This window comes from Rhizobium sp. Leaf384 (genome assembly GCF_001424065.1).
Taxonomy (GTDB): domain Bacteria; phylum Pseudomonadota; class Alphaproteobacteria; order Rhizobiales; family Rhizobiaceae; genus Ferranicluibacter.
In genome coordinates this window covers 431,638-448,183 of sequence record NZ_LMQE01000006.1, presented here as the reverse complement: position 1 = coordinate 448,183, position 16,546 = coordinate 431,638, and the positions used below count along the sequence as shown (strand labels likewise).

14 protein-coding genes are annotated in these 16,546 nt (G+C 62.8%); 4 read left to right on the top strand and 10 right to left on the bottom strand.

Features of this window, described 5'->3' with window-relative positions:
• Window positions 1–36: 36 nt before the first annotated feature.
• The 3 genes from ASG25_RS15605 to gmd all read right to left on the bottom strand — a co-directional run bounded on the left by ASG25_RS15605 (window position 37) and on the right by gmd (window position 4,589).
• On the bottom strand, window positions 37–2,487 hold the full coding sequence (locus tag ASG25_RS15605; RefSeq protein WP_244479420.1) for a glycosyl hydrolase family 28-related protein: 2,451 nt from the start codon (window positions 2,485–2,487) through the stop codon (window positions 37–39).
• 73 nt (window positions 2,488–2,560) lie between these two features.
• Window positions 2,561–3,532, bottom strand: coding sequence for a GDP-L-fucose synthase (locus ASG25_RS15600; RefSeq protein ID WP_062475632.1), 972 nt, complete (start codon window positions 3,530–3,532; stop codon window positions 2,561–2,563).
• Window positions 3,519–4,589, bottom strand: a complete 1,071-nt coding sequence (gmd, locus tag ASG25_RS15595) for a GDP-mannose 4,6-dehydratase (protein ID WP_062475629.1) — start codon at window positions 4,587–4,589, stop codon at window positions 3,519–3,521. Before gmd ends, ASG25_RS15600 begins: the two co-directional genes overlap by 14 nt.
• Before the next feature lie 301 nt (window positions 4,590–4,890).
• On the opposite strand from gmd, the gene lhgO reads away from it, so the two are divergent.
• Entirely contained in the window at window positions 4,891–6,132 is a 1,242-nt protein-coding gene (lhgO, locus tag ASG25_RS15590) for an L-2-hydroxyglutarate oxidase (protein WP_062475625.1), read from the top strand.
• A 328-nt stretch (window positions 6,133–6,460) separates the two neighbouring features.
• On the opposite strand, the gene ASG25_RS15585 is transcribed toward lhgO, so the two are convergent.
• Both ASG25_RS15585 and ASG25_RS15580 read right to left on the bottom strand, forming a co-directional pair.
• Window positions 6,461–6,874, bottom strand: coding sequence for a helix-turn-helix transcriptional regulator (locus tag ASG25_RS15585; RefSeq protein WP_062475622.1), 414 nt, complete (start codon window positions 6,872–6,874; stop codon window positions 6,461–6,463).
• Between the two features lie 223 nt (window positions 6,875–7,097).
• Window positions 7,098–7,955, bottom strand: coding sequence for an AraC family transcriptional regulator (locus tag ASG25_RS15580; RefSeq protein WP_062475618.1), 858 nt, complete (start codon window positions 7,953–7,955; stop codon window positions 7,098–7,100).
• Between the two features lie 331 nt (window positions 7,956–8,286).
• Here ASG25_RS15580 and ASG25_RS15570 point away from each other — a divergent pair, with 331 nt between their 5' ends.
• Both ASG25_RS15570 and ASG25_RS15565 read left to right on the top strand, forming a co-directional pair.
• Complete coding sequence (locus ASG25_RS15570; RefSeq protein ID WP_062475612.1) at window positions 8,287–9,687, top strand: sensor histidine kinase; 1,401 nt, start codon at window positions 8,287–8,289, stop codon at window positions 9,685–9,687.
• Window positions 9,684–10,352, top strand: a complete 669-nt coding sequence (locus ASG25_RS15565; RefSeq protein WP_062475610.1) for a response regulator transcription factor — start codon at window positions 9,684–9,686, stop codon at window positions 10,350–10,352. The genes ASG25_RS15570 and ASG25_RS15565 overlap by 4 nt, the downstream gene beginning before the upstream one ends.
• An 81-nt stretch (window positions 10,353–10,433) precedes the next feature.
• Here ASG25_RS15565 and ASG25_RS15560 read toward each other — a convergent pair whose 3' ends face one another.
• Both ASG25_RS15560 and ASG25_RS15555 read right to left on the bottom strand, forming a co-directional pair.
• On the bottom strand, window positions 10,434–10,904 hold the full coding sequence (locus ASG25_RS15560) for a hypothetical protein (RefSeq protein ID WP_062475608.1): 471 nt from the start codon (window positions 10,902–10,904) through the stop codon (window positions 10,434–10,436).
• Between the two features lie 87 nt (window positions 10,905–10,991).
• Complete coding sequence (locus tag ASG25_RS15555) at window positions 10,992–11,453, bottom strand: hypothetical protein (RefSeq protein WP_062475606.1); 462 nt, start codon at window positions 11,451–11,453, stop codon at window positions 10,992–10,994.
• A gap of 364 nt (window positions 11,454–11,817) precedes the next feature.
• Between ASG25_RS15555 and ASG25_RS15550 the strand changes: the two genes are divergently transcribed.
• Window positions 11,818–12,321 carry a cytochrome b/b6 domain-containing protein gene (locus tag ASG25_RS15550; RefSeq protein ID WP_062475604.1) on the top strand — a complete coding sequence of 168 codons (504 nt, stop codon included), beginning with the start codon at window positions 11,818–11,820 and terminating at the stop codon, window positions 12,319–12,321.
• Window positions 12,322–12,511: 190 nt separating this feature from the next.
• Here ASG25_RS15550 and ASG25_RS15545 read toward each other — a convergent pair whose 3' ends face one another.
• The 3 genes from ASG25_RS15545 to ASG25_RS15535 are packed head-to-tail and all read right to left on the bottom strand — an operon-like array spanning window position 12,512 to window position 16,369.
• Window positions 12,512–14,785: a xanthine dehydrogenase family protein molybdopterin-binding subunit gene (locus tag ASG25_RS15545; RefSeq protein ID WP_062475602.1), complete on the bottom strand. Its 2,274-nt coding sequence runs from the start codon at window positions 14,783–14,785 to the stop codon at window positions 12,512–12,514.
• Window positions 14,775–15,845: a xanthine dehydrogenase family protein subunit M gene (locus tag ASG25_RS15540; RefSeq protein ID WP_062475598.1), complete on the bottom strand. Its 1,071-nt coding sequence runs from the start codon at window positions 15,843–15,845 to the stop codon at window positions 14,775–14,777. Before ASG25_RS15540 ends, ASG25_RS15545 begins: the two co-directional genes overlap by 11 nt.
• On the bottom strand, window positions 15,842–16,369 hold the full coding sequence (locus tag ASG25_RS15535) for a (2Fe-2S)-binding protein (protein ID WP_062475594.1): 528 nt from the start codon (window positions 16,367–16,369) through the stop codon (window positions 15,842–15,844). The genes ASG25_RS15540 and ASG25_RS15535 overlap by 4 nt, the downstream gene beginning before the upstream one ends.
• Between the last annotated feature and the right edge of the window lie 177 nt (window positions 16,370–16,546).

Sequence of the window (16,546 nt, the reverse complement as noted above, 5' to 3'; positions counted from 1 at the left end):
CGAGGCATCTCCGCCATTCCGGAGGCGTTGCGATCGTTATCTCGTCCGGGCGCCGACGGCGGGTCCCTCATTGTCCATGTCGAAACCGGTCCAGGTCGACCCAATATCCACCCAGCTGTTGTCGGCGTGCATCGTCACGAAGCCGCGGCTGCCGTCCCCGTCGACGCCCGTGCCGTCGAACCGGTTGTGATGGAGCACTGTCCCGATGCGCTGCGGATGGGGCCCCGGGGCCGCCTTGAAGGACCCGTCAGGCGTCCACATCAGCTTGTAGCCGTCAACGAAGCCGTAGCGGACACCGGCAAAGCTGTTTCTATCGAAAACCGTCCCGTTGAAATCCGAACCATCCGCATCCCATGTGTCGTACTCGACGCCGATATGCGCGATGTTTTCAAACCTGTTCTTCCGATAGACATTGCCAAGCCCGCCCCAGATGCCCGGCACACCCGTTTCGGCAAATGTTGTCCCGACATAGAGGCCGCTGTTGCTGTCGGTAACCCAGTTATTGGAGTATTGCAGGAAATAGGGGCTGAGGCCGGCGGCGGAGCCGAGCGCGACGGTCATCATGCCGTGCCGCATCCGGGAGATGCGATTGCTGTCGACCACGACGTCGTAGACATTGCCGTAAAGCAGCACGCCGGTCGTGTCGGAATCGTGCAGGCTGTAGCTCGACCGACCCTCGAAACGGTTGTCGTAAATGGCAGCGCGATCCGCGACCGCCGCGAGGGCGAACCGGCTCGTCCTGTCCGGAACGACGACCCACGGCGCATCCAGAACGACCGTCGCGCCCGAATGCGACAGGATGTGGCGATGTTGCCCGGCCCCACGCCCGCCGACGATGACCAGATCCCGGCCGCCGGGCACGTCCTGCGGCATGGCATCCAGCGACTGGAAGGTAACCTCTCCGGCGGATGCGGCGACGACGTCCGTCTGCAACATCCGGCTGCCATAGATCTCGAAGCAGATCTGTTCGCCCTTGTTGCAATCGACTTTGGCGCAATCGCGGGGTCCGGCATTGTGCGAGACATTGCCGCCCCAATAAAGATTCCGCATGCTGCCTCGGTGGGTCTGGGCGACGAAGAAGCGGCCGATGCCGTTTCCGTCCTCTTGCGCCTCGTCGGCGTTGGTCAGCGTGTTGTCGGTCATCGAAAAGTCTCGTCCACCCCAGAGAGCTGCCACGGATTCGCCGTCGCCCGTCATCCTGAAACGGTTCCCGGACAGGAAGACCTGCCGGCTGTTTCCGTAAAAGGAACCGTCTTCGATGAGTTCGGAGGATAGGATCGCGAGGCCCTCCACGTCTTGAGCCTCGATAGCCGCAGTGCCCCACGCGTCGAGCTTCACGTGGTCGAGCCGGATGTTGCGGGCCGACCCTAGGAACAGGAGCGGGTTCTTGCCGGTGTTGCGCGCTGCGTTCAGCGTGAGATGCTGGAACTGAACGTTGCGACCGGTGGCGGCAATCATGCTGGCTGCCAGCGGCGTCTGAAGCCGGATCTCGGTCTTGTCACTACCTGCGCCGCGCCATGTCACATTGTCGGGCGCGACCAGCGTCTGCGAGACAAGGTACGTTCCGGCCGGGAAAACAAGCGTCGACGGCGCCACCGACCGGGCCGCTTCGAGGGCGAGCGCGATCGCCTCCGTATCATCCGCCTTGCCGTCCGCGACCGCGCCGTAACTTTGGACGTTGACGACCGTGTCGGCCTGACGTGCCCAGCGGGATCGCAGGACGACGTCGAGCGACAGAGGGCCGCTCCAGCCGTACTTGCCCCCATGGCCGTTGTGCATCCAGACCTCGTACCGTCCTGCAGCGAGTTCGGGGATATCGATGTCCACCTTGAACGGATTGACTGCGACCGGCGTGACATACCAGCCGGCCCTGCCAGCGGGCTTCAGATAGACAAGGCTCGACAGGGTTCCGGTCGAGGTGGCGAGATTTCGACCGTAGATCGAAATGCGCTCGCCGGGCGCGCCATTGTCGGGCCCCACCCACCAGGCTTCCGTCCGATTGATCGCGACCGGCGCGCCGCGATCCTTGCCGCGCTTCGGCCAGAGCATGACCATGGTTCCAGCCGGAATGCCCTCCGGCAACGCCAAAGTCGCGGCCGTGGTATCGGCCGAAAGAGGCCCGATCTCGGTGATCGCGCCCCGCATTGCCGTCGGCACCTGGGAAAATACGTCGAATGTCGTCGCGCCGTCGAGATCCACCCCGGTCATGGAAACGACTTCGCCATGATCCGCGGTGCGCGATATCTCGGCGATGGCGGGAGCCGTGCTGCCGGCCGGGGAAAGAGGAGGGTCGAAGCGGTCGACGCCGGGGGGGAGGGCCGGTTCTGGAACAGGCACCGGAAAGGCGAATGGCGACCACCCCGGCTCCGACATCGCAAGATCTTTGCTGTCGTCCTGGCGCGGAAACGGCCCGCCCCCGTCGCCCGAGAGAGGTGAGGCAAGCAGGAAAAGGGCGATGAACAGACCTTGTCCGAGCCGAAATTTCATCGTGCGTTCTTTCGGCCTCTTACGGCGGGTCCGGTTGGAGGCGGCTGTGCATGATATCCGTCATCGAAACGGGTTACTCGGCGGCGATCTGAGCTTCGCCCTGCCAGCGGCGATAAAGGTCCTCGATACCGCTTTTCAGGCCGACGCTCGGCGTCCAGCCCATGGCTGCGAGGCGGGAGCTGTCGAGAAGCTTTCGCGGTGCCCCGTCCGGCTTGTCGCGATCAAAGACGATACGGCCGTCATACCCGACAATTCCCGCGATGAGACGGGCCAGATCGGCGATGGAAAGCTCCAGTCCGGATCCGATATTGATGAGCGAGGCCTGCACTTCCCGCTTCAGGAGGAAGACACAGGCATCCGCAAGATCATCGGCATGCAGGAATTCGCGCAACGGCATGCCGCTGCCCCACAGCGTCACGCTCGGTGCCTGGCGTCTCTTGGCCTCATGCAGCCTGCGGATCATTCCGGGGATGACATGGGACGATTGCAGGTCGAAATTGTCGTCCTGTCCGTAGAGGTTTGTCGGCATCACAGAAATGGAGGGGATGCCGTACTGCCGGGCATAGGCCTCGGCCAGTTTGAGCGAGGCGATCTTGGCGATCGCGTAGGCTTCGTTCGTCGGCTCCAGGGGTCCCGTCAGGAGGTCTTCCTCGCGCATCGGCTGGGSGGCATGCTTGGGATAGATGCAGCTCGATCCCATCCAGAGCAGCCGCTCGACGCCGACGGCGGCCGCCGCCTTCATCACGTTCATGGCAATCATCGTGTTGTCGTAGAGAAATTCGGCGGGGTACGTTGCGTTGGCAACGATTCCTCCGACCTTTGCGGCGGCCATCAGGATGACCTGGGGGCGCGCGTGGTCGATCCACTGTTCGGTCTCCGCCTGGCGCGTCAGGTCGACCTCGCGGCGGCGAACGGTCAGCACCTTGCAGTTCTCCTGCGCCAGCCGGCGAACCAGCGCCGAACCGACCATGCCGGTATGGCCGGCAACCCAGACGCGCTTCTCTTCGAGGCGGAACGTTGCTTCTGTTGTTTCAGGCAAAGACATCGTTGCGCCCTTCCTGACGGCTGATGAGGCGCAGGTCGGACTGCACCATGTCCGCAACCAGATCCTCGAACGAGGTCGTGTGATGCCAGTCGAGTTGACGACGCGCCTTGCTGGGATCGCCCATCAGGAAATCGACCTCGGTCGGACGGAAGTAGGTGGGATCGATCTCGATCAGAGTCTTTCCGCTTTTCGCGTCGATCCCGACCTCGTCCACACCCTTGCCTTCCCATTCGATTTTTCGGTCGACGGCGCCGAACGCGCGCTCCGCAAAGTCGCGAACCGTATGCGCCACCCCCGTTGCCAGCACATAATCCTCAGGTTCGTCCTGCTGGACGATGCGCCACATTCCGTCGACGTAATCGCGCGCGTGTCCCCAGTCCCGCTTCACATCGAGATTGCCGAGATACAGTTTTTCGGCAAGGCCGTGCTCGATCGACGCAACGCCCCGGGTGATCTTTCGGGTGACGAAGGTTTCGCCCCGCAAGGGGCTTTCATGGTTGAAGAGAATGCCGTTGGAGGCGTGGAAACCGTAGGCTTCGCGATAATTGACCGTCATCCAGTAGGCATAGAGCTTGGCGGCCGCGTAGGGGCTGCGGGGATAGAACGCGGTCTTCTCGTGCTGCGCCGTCTCGCCCATGCCGCCGAACAGTTCCGACGTCGAAGCCTGGTAGAACCGGCAGCTTTTTCCCAGCCCGAGAATGCGCATGGCCTCGAGCACACGCAACGTCCCGAGCGCGTCGGAATTGGCCGTATACTCGGGTGTTTCGAAACTGACCTGCACATGGCTTTGCGCCCCGAGATTGTATATTTCGTCCGGACGAACGTCCTGGATGACCCGACAGAGATTGGTCGCGTCGGTCAGATCGCCGAAATGAAGATGGAAGCGCGTGTCCGGTCGGTGGGGATCTCCGTAGAGATGATCGATCCGAGCCGTGTTGAACGACGAGGACCGCCGCTTTAGTCCGTGGACGATGTAGCCTTTGGACAACAGCAACTCGCTGAGATACGCGCCGTCTTGTCCCGTCACGCCGATGATCAAGGCTGTCTTGTCCGCCATGTGTCCGCTCTCGCCGCTGGATGATCGGCTCAGCTCCTGAGCCCCACGTCGATTATAGGGGGGCCGCGTCGCGCGGCAGCTTGCCCAAAGTGTTATGGCCGGTCGCCGACGCTCCTTCATTAGGCGTAGGCGGCCGCTTACCGTCACCGGACATCGCTCGGCCCGCCTCGGGGCGCCTGCCGGTTAAGGCTCGCCCCGCCTCTGCGGGTTTTCGACGAAAGCATAGGTCATTCGCCGAAAGGATTTGGCGACGGCGCATTCGATCCGTGAGAACAGAGAGAGGTGAGAGCGGGAGGACGCGATGCTCGACATCATCATCATCGGCGGCGGGATTGTCGGGATCGCGACTGCGTGGCGCCTGCAGGCGGCTTATCCGGGCATCGGGATTGCGGTCGTCGAAAAGGAAGACAGGCTTTCCGCGCATCAGACCGGGCGCAACAGCGGTGTTGTCCATGCAGGCATCTACTATGCGCCCGGCAGCTTGAAAGCGACCTTCTCACGTCGGGGGCTGACCGAGACGATTGCGTTCTGCAAGGATCATCATCTGCCCTTCGACCAATGCGGCAAGCTGCTGGTCGCGACGACGCCGCATGAGGTGACGATGATGGACGCGCTCCACCGGCGCGCGGCTGACAACGGCCTTCATCTTCTCAAGCTCGACGCGGCATCCCTGCGGGAGCGCGAGCCGAACATCGTGGGACGCGGCGCGATCCTCAGCACCTCGACGAGCATCGTCGATTATGCCGCGATCGTCAGGAAGATGGCGGAGCTCTTCATTGCCGACGGCGGGTCCGTTCTCACATCGACCGACGTTCACGATCTCAGGGAGGACGGCACGCGCGTGACGGTGGTCCTGTCGAACGGCCACTGCCTGGAAGCGCGAAACCTCATCGTGTGCGGCGGACTGCAGGCCGACCGTCTGGCGAGCATGTGCGGTGTCGGCGGCGACTTTGCCATCATCCCCTTCAAGGGAGAATATTTCCGGCTGGCCGCGCGCCACGACGATGCCGTGAGGCATCTGATCTACCCTATTCCGGACCCGGCCCTGCCATTCCTCGGCATTCATCTGACCCGCGCAATCGGCGGATATGTCACTGTCGGACCGAATGCCGTTCTTTCCATGGCCCGGGAAAACTATGCAAAGCTCGGCCTGGATCCGAAGGATCTCAAAGCCATGCTCACATTTCCCGGGTTCTGGCGAACCTGCGTCCGGCACCTGCGCCCCGCCTTGCGGGAAATCGCCAATTCGGCCCTTCGCGGCGTGTATCTCGATGCCTGCCGAAAATACATGCCGACGATCGAGCGGGACGATCTGAAGCCGCATCCTGCCGGGATCAGGGCGCAGGCCGTCATGCGCGACGGGCGGATGGTGCATGACTTCCTGATCCGCACCACAGCCCGAACGATCCATGTCTGTAACGCGCCGTCTCCCGCCGCCACCTCGGCCATTCCGATTGCCGATCACATCACGGCGCTTGCTGCGCAGACCTTCGCTCTGAGACGCGCAAACGCCGCGTTCAGCCGGGATGTCCGTGCGCGATAGCGCCAGTCCGCCAAGGTAAGCTTACATCACCTCCGGTGACTAGGAAGCCATGTCCGATCACCTCGCCACAGCATCGTGATGACGCAGCAAAGGGTGCAGCGCATGCAGGCGTAATCAGGCAATCCGTCGCGAATGATCGCTCACGCCGTCTGACCAAATCCCCCGTAAGGGCACTCTGTCAGGCTTCGAGAGATCCACCTTTATTCGTTGCAATCGTTCTGTCGCGTCCAGCACGCATCATCGGGAAACCGTCTGCTTTTGCTGGTGGCGCCTGACCATGAGGCTTCTTGCAGGATACAAAGTAATGAAAGGATTTTGAAATATATATTTAGTATAATCTGGTATGAGCGATTTCGAGCAACCCGTGTATTTTATTCGTCATCGTCTTTCGAAAGATGGACGAGACATGTTTTTCTACGGTTCTTTGTGAAACGCCTAGAGTGAGAGCGATAAGCTTGGCTTGCATGCCGCCGAGTAACAATTTCAGGACGTCTTGTTGTCTTGGAGTGAGCGTCGATAGAAGTTGGTTGGCGCGTTCCGACGCTTTTATTCGGGATGGCGGGACCAGGACAACAGCGACGTCAAATGTATCGTTGGTATCTTTCGGCGACAGCAGCATGGGAAGTGAGTCACTGTAGATCGTTCCTGCGTCCAGATCATCTGCAATCGTTCGAAGGAGTTCAGCGAGTTTGGACGAGGGTGGCGGGATCACCCGTTTATCGGCTTCTGACATTAAGTACATGATAGCCCTCCCGAATATGTAACAGCGGATAAAGTATAGATGCTGATCGACGACAATATGGTCGACGCTCGCCTCAGCGACGGGGAGGTGGCGCCGACACGAAAGGTCGACGGCAAGATGCTCGTTGGATCGGTGGATCTTGCCCCCGCAACATCCGCTGCAACTAAGCACAATCCGCGCAATGAGTCCAGTGTCAGAGAAAGCCAAGCCTTACGACGGACGATTAGCAACGCTTACGAAAGTCGCGCGGCGTCATGCCCTCGGTGTCCTTGAAAGCCCTGACGAAATGGCCCGCGGTCCCGAACCCGACCTGCGGAGCGATCTCGGCGATCGTCAGCCCGGGCCGCGTCAGCAACGTTTTCGCGGCCGCCATCCGTTTCGCCATGACGTAGCGATGGGGCGGACTTCCGAACGTGTGTTTGAACGTTCTGGTGAAGTGATATCGGCTCAGGCCTGCCACCTTTGCCAAATCCTCGAGCGAAAAGGCGGTCCCGAGATTTTCCTCGATGAAGCTGACGAGCAACCGCTCCTGTGCCATCGAGAACTTGCCTGTCCGACGTTCCTCCAGGTCCGCAACGCTTGTCCGACCGAGTTCGATAACGGCAAGAAGGGCAAGGGTTTCGGCGTAGAGGCCTCCGTCAGATGCCTCGTCCTGCATGATCGTCTCAAGCTTGGCCATCGTGGACTGCAGCGCGGCGTTCTCGAAGTAGATCAGTTCGCGTTCACCGATGCGCATGGCCGAACGCTCCGTTTCCTCGGTCAGAAACGTTCGGTCAAAGCAAAGGACCGTAAACGTGTTCTGTCGGGGCACCGTTTTAGACCATCCCGCGACCGGGCACTCGGCGGGCAGAAAGGTCATCTTGTTGCGGATGTCCGTCGCCTGTATGCCGGCGCCTCCGGCGACCGACATCTCTCCGTCGGTCATGACGATGTCGTGTGTCGCGAGGTAATGGTTTCCGCCACTCCAGGAGTAGGCATATTCCGCGCTTGGCGTCACACGGACATAGTCAAGCGAGATGCCCTTCCATCTCACGATCTTCTGGACATCCGGACGATGGTCTGCCTTGAAATTCAGTTTCAAGACAGGTCCTTGAGGCGGGAACTGCGAACCCACATTCCACTCCGCTTCAAGCCCTGCTCTCGCGGGCGTTCTCGCTGTTAGAAAAGCATAGAGGCGACGGCGCTGCAACAGAACTCGTGAGCGGACGCTCCGACGTGATCGGCGGACAGCGGCAATTCGATCCGGCCCTGGCGACACGCCAGTTTACAATCGCACCCAATCACTAAGTCGAATACGCGCTGAGGCTCTTTGTGGTCCAACACGTGTCTCCCGCTGTCCATCAGCCGTCTGTCAGACCTGGCCCGACCATCGGCCATCTTCCTCGAAATCCTATGTTCGGCTATGACGACATATGGCAGAAGCACGTCAGATCGCGGGGGTTCTTTCGGGCAGTATTCCGAGAGGCCAGTCCGAGCCCAGCCTTTCGCGGCAATTCGTGCTGGCGGCGGCCGTCGTGCTTATTTTCGGCATGGGGACCATCGGGCTGTGGGTCAGCAGCCGGATCGAGGAGGCGGTGACGCATAATGCCGCGGCCGCCACGGCTCTCTATGTCGACAGCATCATCGCACCCCTGACGCAGGACATGGCGGATTCGGGAACCTTGACCGAAGGGGCGAAGCTGGCGCTCAAGGAAACCCTGAGCCAGGGCGTGCTCAGCCAGAAGATGTTCTCCTTCAAGATCTGGACTCCGGACGGCAAGATCGTCTTCAGCAATGAAGACAGCCTGATCGGCAAGCGCTTCGGCATGACCGAAGGACTGTCGGAAGCCAGGGCCGGCCGTATCCATGCGGAGTTCGAGCATCTTGGCGAGGCGGAGAACGCGCTGGAGAGCGCAAGCGGGATCCCGCTCCTCGAAATCTACAGTCCCATCCGCGAACCCTGGTCGGGCAAGATCATCGCGATCGCAGAATTCTACGAGGCGGCGCAAGACCTGCGGCACGAGCTCAACATTGCGCAGTTGCAGAGCTGGTTGGTTGTCGCGGTCGTCACGCTCTGCATGCTCGGCCTGCTCTACGGCATCGTCGCCCGCGGCAGCCGACTGATCGTCTCACAACGCTCCGCGTTGAACGAGAAGGTCGAGACCCTGTCGCGTCTTCTGACGCAGAATGCCGTCCTGCATCGCCGCGTCGAGCAGGCGGCGCGGCGCTCGGCCAACCTCAACGAGCGTTACCTGCGACGGATCTCCGCAGAGCTTCACGACGGTCCGGCACAGCTGCTTGCCTTCGCGTCCCTGCGGTTTCCGTCCGTGAAAGAGGGAACGACGGACGGCGACGAGGCGAGACGGGTGAAGGATGCCCTCGACGAGGCGATGCGGGAAATCCGCAACATCTGCCGTGGGCTGACCCTTCCCGAACTCGAGACCTTGTCGCCCGTCGACGTGATCAATCGTGCGGTGTCGGCGCATGAAAGTCGCACCGGGACGGAGGTCATGCTGGAACGCGCCGCGACCCTGCCTGCCTTGTCCCAGGCCGAAAAGATCTGCGTCTATCGCTTCCTGCAGGAAACCCTCAATAATGCCGCCCGCCATGCCGGCGCGAAGGGCCAGCGCGTCGTCGTCAAGGTCGGGCCGGATGGCTTCTCGCTCACCGTGTCGGACGACGGCCCCGGCTTTGACCGTGCCGCATCCCACGAAGGGCTGGGGCTTGTCGGACTGGAGGAGCGGATCGCCAGCCTTGGGGGCAAGCTTCACGTCGAGTCTGCGCCGAACCGGGGAACGAGACTGACCATGAACCTGCCGGGAAAGACAGAATGACCGAGAAAACCATCCGTATTGTCATCGTCGACGATCATCCGATGTTTCGTGACGGCGTGGCCCGCAGTCTTTCGGGAGAACCGGGTATCGAGGTCTGCGGCGAAGGCGCCTCGGCCGACAATGCCGTCGAGCTCGACCGGGTGTTGAAACCGGATGTCATGCTGCTCGACCTGTCCATGCCGGGCGGCGGGCACACTGCGCTGTCTGCCATTCTCGCGCAATCGCCGGACGCACGGGTCCTCGTTCTGACAGCCTCTGAAGAGGACGATGACGTTCTTAGCGCGCTGCGGGCCGGCGCGCGAGGATATGTGTTGAAAGGTGTCAGCGCTGCAATGCTCGTGGAGATCGTCCGAGGCGTCGTCAGCGGCGAGAGCTACGTTTCGCCGTCGCTGGCCGCGCGCATTCTGGCGGAGTTGCGCCCCGGAGCGCGTGCACGACAGGAAGGGCCGACGCCCGAGGCCGCAGATCCCCTGTCCACCCTGACGCGCCGCGAAGAAGAAATCCTGCGTCTGGTGGCGGATGGCAACAGCAACAAGGAGGTCGCGCGGCAGATCGACCTGCAGGAGAAAACCATCAAGCATCACATGACGCGGATCTTGCACAAGCTCAAGGTTCGCAACCGGGTCGAAGCGGCCATGGTCCTCAAGGATGCGCAAAAACGGTAAGGTGGGACATGTCGGGATGCCGGGACGTCAAGGCGTTCGTCCTTAACGGCGTCGTCGGATCACGCGCGAGGACAACCGCGCTCAGAAGCGGAGATAATCCGCGGGCACAGCCTCTCGACGGATAACGAGTCGTCCGGCCGGGTCGAAAACCTCGTAGCGACCGTTGCGGATCTGCTCGCGCCAGCCGCCCGTGTAGAAACGGCTTTCATCGCCCCTTCGGCCGGCACCCTTGTCCGGCTTGCCGCTATCGTTGTCGTCTTCTCGACCGTCGTTTTCGTCGGTCTCGGTACCATGTCCCTGCCCGGAGTTGGATCCGCCGCTGCGATCGCCGCTCGATCCACCATGATCGTCGCTGCCAGAGCCGGATCCGCCGCCATGATCACCATCGGAGCCATGACCCTGACCGCCGCCACCTCCACCGTGATCACCGCTGCCGTGACCACCGCCGCCGTGACCACCGCCCTTGTCAGCCCAGGCGACCAAGGGGTGGCAGAGGGTCGCTGAGAGCAGAACGTTGCAGGCCAGAAGGCGGATGATGGTGCGTGTTTTCATGTGCGTGTCCTTGAAGAAACGACGCGCCCTGCAGCGCGTCGTCGTTCCCTGCCATGTCGTCGTTTCGGCATCGAGACGAACCAGCTGTCAGGCCCGGCTTCTGGAGCCGCCATGCCGGCCATGGGTGCCGTGGTCGTCGGACTTATGTCCACCGCGTCCACCATGGTCATCGTTCATGTCATGGCCGCTACCGTCATGGTTGCCACGATCATCGCCGCCACGGTCATCGCCGGGGACGTCATCGCGTCCGCGTCCCTTGCGAATGTGACCCGGTGCGTCGTCAGCGCCGCGACGTGCCATCTGGATGTCATCCAGCTTCACGATGCCGGCATGGTTGCGACCGTCATCCCGTCCTCGGCCCTTGCCGCGCCGATCGTCCTTCTTCCCGTCGTCGGCACCTTTCCTCGCCAGAAGGTCATAAGCCTGGCCGGCAGGTGCTGTGATGCCGACGCCATCGATATCGCTGTTGAGGGCGGCCTGGGCCGACATGGCGAAAAGCGTCGCACCGAGCGCTGCCGTCCCGCCGATCATGATCTGTCGCAAAGTCATCGTTTCTCTCCTCGTTGGCCCCGTTCCGTGGAGCCTGGCCGGGGGACATCCCCGACATTCGACACACCGAGATTGCCTCGGTTGCGGTGGATGAGAAACGTCCCGCAGACCAATACGTCGGGGTCCCGGACCTTGGTCCCGAAAGGTCCGGTAACGGCTGGTCCGGTCGCTGACAGCGGCGCCGACGATTGCGCGTGGGCGCAGGCAGCGGGCGGACAGTCCGGTCATCTTAGGAAGCAGCTTCAACAGCGCGACACGGATCAACGGCTTCGACGGGTCACGGTGAGGGTCCGAAAAGGCCGTCTCCGGGCGGTCTGCCCGACGTGACGCGCCGCCACCTACGTTGTACGAAGAGGATCTGACCATGCCCTCCCACACCCCGCCAGCATCGTTTTCCCGGATGCAAAGATGGCTGCACTGGGCGACCGCCGCGCTCGTCTTCTTCAACCTCCTGCTCCCGGACGGAATGGAGGCCTGGAACCGCAGCATGAAACGGACGGGATCGGCGACGGCCGATCAGGTGGCAAGCGCAAACCTGCACGCCTATGTCGGCTTGGCCATCGTCGCCATCGTGCTTCTGCGTTTGATTCTGCGGATGACGCACGGCGTCCCGTCTTCACCCGCGCAAGAGCCTCGTCTTTTTCAAAGGCTCTCGGCATACGCCCATGGCCTGCTCTACGCGCTCTTGCTTGCCATGCCGCTGAGCGGCATCGCCGCCTATTACTTCGGCTCGCATGTGGCAGGCGACGTCCATGCCGACATACTGAAGGTCGTGCTCTGGGTTTTGATTGGCGGTCACGTGCTCGGCGCGCTCGCCCATCACTTCTACTGGAAGACGGACGTCCTGCGACGGATGGTCCGGGGTTGATCATAACGCGCGTCTTTTCGGAAGCCTGCAGTCTGAAAGCGTTGGGCTGGCGTCATGCGACTGGCTCGACACGGCGCGTCGGGAGGCCCGTTGTGCCAAGCGCTCGACGATCTTCCACAAGAAAGTGCTGGCATCGGCAGGACGCCTGGGCGGCGTCCTGCTTCTCGGCGTCACGATCACGCCGTCAGGGTCAGAGCATGTCCTCGATGCGAATCGGGAACTTGCGGATGCGTTTGCCGGTCGCATGCCAAACGGCATTGGCAATGGCGCCGACAGTGCCCGTTATCCCGATTTCGCCGACGCCCTTCACCCCGATCGGGTTGACGATGGCGTCTTCCTCGTCAACGAGGATGGCTTCCAATGGCGGAATGTCCGCGTTCACCGGCACGCGGTATTCGGCCAGATCGGCATTCATGATGCGTCCCGTCCGCTTGTCCGTCACAGCCTCCTCATGAAGGGCGAACGAAAGACCCCAGATCATGCCGCCGAAATACTGGCTCTGAACCAGTCGGGGGTTGATCACGCGACCGGCCGCAAAGGCGCCGACAAGGCGTGTCGTGCGTATCTGACCGAGGTCCGGGTCGATCTTCACCTCTGCAAAGACGGCTCCGTGGGAATAGAGCGCATGATCGGAGGCGACGGCTGGGTCGCGGGCAGATTTCGCGGTCCCGATGATCTCGCTCTGGCCGGAGCGGGCGAGGATCTGGGCATAGCTTTCATGCCGCGCTTCGTCGTCCCGACGATAGAGCCGTCCGCGGCGTGCGATGACCCCGATGTTTCCGGCACCGAAAAGCGGCGACTGCGGATCGTTGACGGCAAGGTCGGTCAGCCGCGCGATGGCATCGCCCCCGGCCTGGTGGAGGGCAAGTCCGGCGCTCGCCGTGTGGGCCGATCCGCCGGCGACGCCTGCATCCGGCAGCGTCGACAGTCCCGCGTGGAATTCGACCTGATCGGCATCGAGGCCGAGCGCTTCGGCTGCGATCTGCGCAAGCGCGGTCCAGGCCCCCTGGCCCATATCGGCTGCCCCTGTCTCCACCAATGCCGTGCCGTCGGCGCGCAGCGTCGCCCGTGCTTCAGCCGGAAAATGCGGACAGTGGAAAACCGCCGTGCCCATCCCCCAGCCGACGAGCAGGCCGTTCTCGTCCCGCATCTGGCCGGGTGAAAGCGGCCGGCGCGACCAGCCGAAACGGGCGGCGCCCTGCGCGTAGCAGGTCCGCAGTGCCTTTGACGAGAACGGCTTGCCCGTCCCGGGCTCCGTTTCCGCGTAATTCTTCAGCCGGAACGCAAGCGGGTCCATGCCGCAGGCTTCCGCCGCTTCGTCGATCGCGACCTCCAGAGCCGCTGAGCCTGATGCTTCGCCTGGTGCCCGCATCGGGCCTGGCGTGCCGGTGTCGAGCCGCAGCCCTTCGTGCTCGACCAAGATGGCGGGGCTCGCATAGAGCGGCAGGGATGCGTTGGCCGCCGGTTCGAGAAAGTCCTCGAACGCCGATGTGGCAGACATCGATCGGTGATGCAGGGCGGTCAATTGTCCATCGCTGTCCATGCCAAGGCGCAACTTCTGCCATGTCTGGCCACGATGGCCGACCGGGCCATACATCTGGGCGCGGGTCAGCACCAGCTTCACCGGACGCTTCAGCATCCGGGCGGCCAGGATCGCGAGAATTTGTGGCCCGTTGATGATGGCCTTCGAGCCGAAGCCCCCGCCGAGGAACGGCGAGCGGATCGTCACGTTCTCAACGGGAATGCCGAAGAAGGCGGCATAGCTGGCGCAACTCATGGCCAGGGCCTGGTTGGGCATGTCCAGGGTCACGCGGTCGCCGTCCCATTCGGCCACGACGGCATGCGGCTCCATGGCATTGTGATACTGCGGGGGCGTTTCGTACTCGCCCTCCAGGGTGACGGCGGCCTGCGAGAAACCGGCATCGAGGTCGCCGTAAGCCGTCGACGGGTCGCCACCCACCCCAACGCCCGGCGGATCGAAGCGCAGGCCTGTGGCACGGTCGACGCGCGCTGGCTCGACGTCATATTGCGGATCGAGCAGGACCGCCCCTTCCGTTGCGGCCTCCAGGGTTTCGGCAATGACGAGAGCGATCGGCTGATTGGCGTAGCGCACGCCATCGTCCTGCAGCACTTCGACGCGGAAGCCGAAGGGCGGCATCTTCTCGTCGGGATCGTGGGACAGCGGCGGGCGGTTGGCCGGCGTCAGCACGTCGATCACGCCGGGATGTGCCTTGGCGGCATCGATGTTCATGGCGCGCACGCGCCCTCGCGCAATCCGGCTCACGGCCGTTACGGCAAAGACCAGGCCTTCGGGATGATTGTCGGCAGCGTAGGTGGCACGGCCGGTGACTTTCAGGAGCCCGTCACGACGGGTCAGCGGCTGACCGGCATTGGAGCCGTAACGGTTGGCTGCCGCCTTCGTTTCGGATGGTGCTGCTTGATGCGACGATATCTCAGGCGACATGAAGATCTCCCTTCGGGGCGGGGCTATGCGGGTCCGGGAACGGCGATGCGGGAAGGGCAGGCAGGACCTTCGGCGTGCCCTGATGCGCCAGCGTCAGCGCGCGCACCAGGATGCGATGCGCGAGCGTGATCTTGAAGGCGTTGTCGCCCGAGGGGCGGGCATCGCCGAGCGCCGCCGTCGCGGCTCTCTCGAAGGCTTCCCGGGTCGCGCGCTGTCCAACGAGCGCCGCCTCGGCGGCGGATGCGCGCCAAGGCTTGGCAGCAACGCCGCCGAGCGCAAGGCGTGATGCCTTGATCCTGTCGCCATCCATGGAAAGAAGGGCGACGGCGGACACGATCGCAAATGCATAGGATGTGCGTTCGCGGAGCTTTACGTAACGGGCATGCGCAGCAAACGCCGTGGACTCCGAAAGACGGAGCCCGGTGATGAGATCCCCGGGTGCAAGAACGGACTCCGTTGCGCCGTGTGCATCGGGAAGGCGGTGGAGCGCCCCGATCGGAAGCTCTCGACGTCCATCCTGACCTTCGATCTCGACCATAGCGTCGAGGGCTGCCAGAGGAACGCAGAAATCCGAGGGATGGGTGGCAATACACTGCTCGGTCCAGCCGAGTACGGCATGAAGGCGGTTCTCGCCCTGCAGCGCATCGCAGCCGGAGCCGGGCTCTCGCCGGTTGCAGGCGCTCGCCGTATCTTGGAAGTAGGCGCAGCGCGTTCTTTGCAGCAAATTGCCGCCGACCGTTGCGGCGTTGCGCAACTGGGCGGAGGCACCGGACAGCAGGGCTTCGGCAACGGCGGGATAGGCGGCAGCGAAGCGCTTGTCATAGGCGAGGTCGGAATTGCGCACCAAGGCGCCGATACGCACGCTGCCGTCCGGCAGCCATTCGATCCTGTCCAGTCCCGGAAGCCGGCTGATATCGATGACGCGTTCCGGACGCGTCACGCCGATCTTCATCAGGTCAATAAGGTTCGTACCGGCGGCGAGATAGACCGATCCGGGCGAGGTGCCGGCCGCGACGGCATCAGCAAGGCTTGTCGGACGAATGAAATCGAAGCGGTTCACGCCGCACTCCTCCCGTTTTCCGATCCTTCGGCCGGTACCGGCCGGTTTTGCTGAGAGATAGCCTGGCCTGCCTCCAGCACTGCCTGGGTGATGCCCTGATAGGCCCCGCATCGACAGATATTGCCGCTCATCAGTTCGCGAACGCGTTCCGGGTCGTCGCCCGCATGGCCTTCGGACAGCAGTCCCACCGCGCTCATGATCTGGCCCGGCGTGCAGTAACCGCATTGAAGGCCGTCGCAGGCAATGAACGCGGCCTGCACCGGATGAAGTTCGCTGCCGTTGGCAAGCCCTTCGATGGTGGTGACGGTACTCCCGTCGAGACTCGCGGCAAGCGTCAGGCAGGCATTGATCCGCCGCCCGTCGAGAAGAACCGTGCAGGCCCCGCACTGGCCGCGATCGCAGCCCTTTTTCGTGCCGGTGAGGTGGAGCCGTTCGCGCAGAAGGTCGAGAAGCGTCACGCGCGGATCGTCAAGCGCGATGCTATTCGGCTGACCATTGACGGTGAGGCTGATGGAGAAAGGCATAGGATGCTCCAGTCAGGATTGTGATGTATGAAATGGGAACCGCGGGCGCGGAAGACGCTTTGACAGAACGCTGGAAACGGGCTGAACTCGTTCAAGAGGCTCGGCGCATCGCGGGTCGGGTGTTCCAGTCGACACTGCCCCGATGTGAGATGCAATATACGGAGGGATCCTCCGTTT

Coding starts and splice junctions, on each gene's coding strand:
- ASG25_RS15550 (WP_062475604.1), top strand. CDS start 11,818: ATGCCCTCCCACACCCCGCCAGCATCGTTTTCCCGGATGCAAAGATGG.
- ASG25_RS15605 (WP_244479420.1), bottom strand. CDS start 2,487: ATGAAATTTCGGCTCGGACAAGGTCTGTTCATCGCCCTTTTCCTGCTT.
- ASG25_RS15570 (WP_062475612.1), top strand. CDS start 8,287: ATGGCAGAAGCACGTCAGATCGCGGGGGTTCTTTCGGGCAGTATTCCG.
- ASG25_RS15560 (WP_062475608.1), bottom strand. CDS start 10,904: ATGAAAACACGCACCATCATCCGCCTTCTGGCCTGCAACGTTCTGCTC.
- ASG25_RS15545 (WP_062475602.1), bottom strand. CDS start 14,785: ATGTCGCCTGAGATATCGTCGCATCAAGCAGCACCATCCGAAACGAAG.
- lhgO (WP_062475625.1), top strand. CDS start 4,891: ATGCTCGACATCATCATCATCGGCGGCGGGATTGTCGGGATCGCGACT.
- gmd (WP_062475629.1), bottom strand. CDS start 4,589: ATGGCGGACAAGACAGCCTTGATCATCGGCGTGACGGGACAAGACGGC.
- ASG25_RS15585 (WP_062475622.1), bottom strand. CDS start 6,874: ATGTACTTAATGTCAGAAGCCGATAAACGGGTGATCCCGCCACCCTCG.
- ASG25_RS15535 (WP_062475594.1), bottom strand. CDS start 16,369: ATGCCTTTCTCCATCAGCCTCACCGTCAATGGTCAGCCGAATAGCATC.
- ASG25_RS15565 (WP_062475610.1), top strand. CDS start 9,684: ATGACCGAGAAAACCATCCGTATTGTCATCGTCGACGATCATCCGATG.
- ASG25_RS15555 (WP_062475606.1), bottom strand. CDS start 11,453: ATGACTTTGCGACAGATCATGATCGGCGGGACGGCAGCGCTCGGTGCG.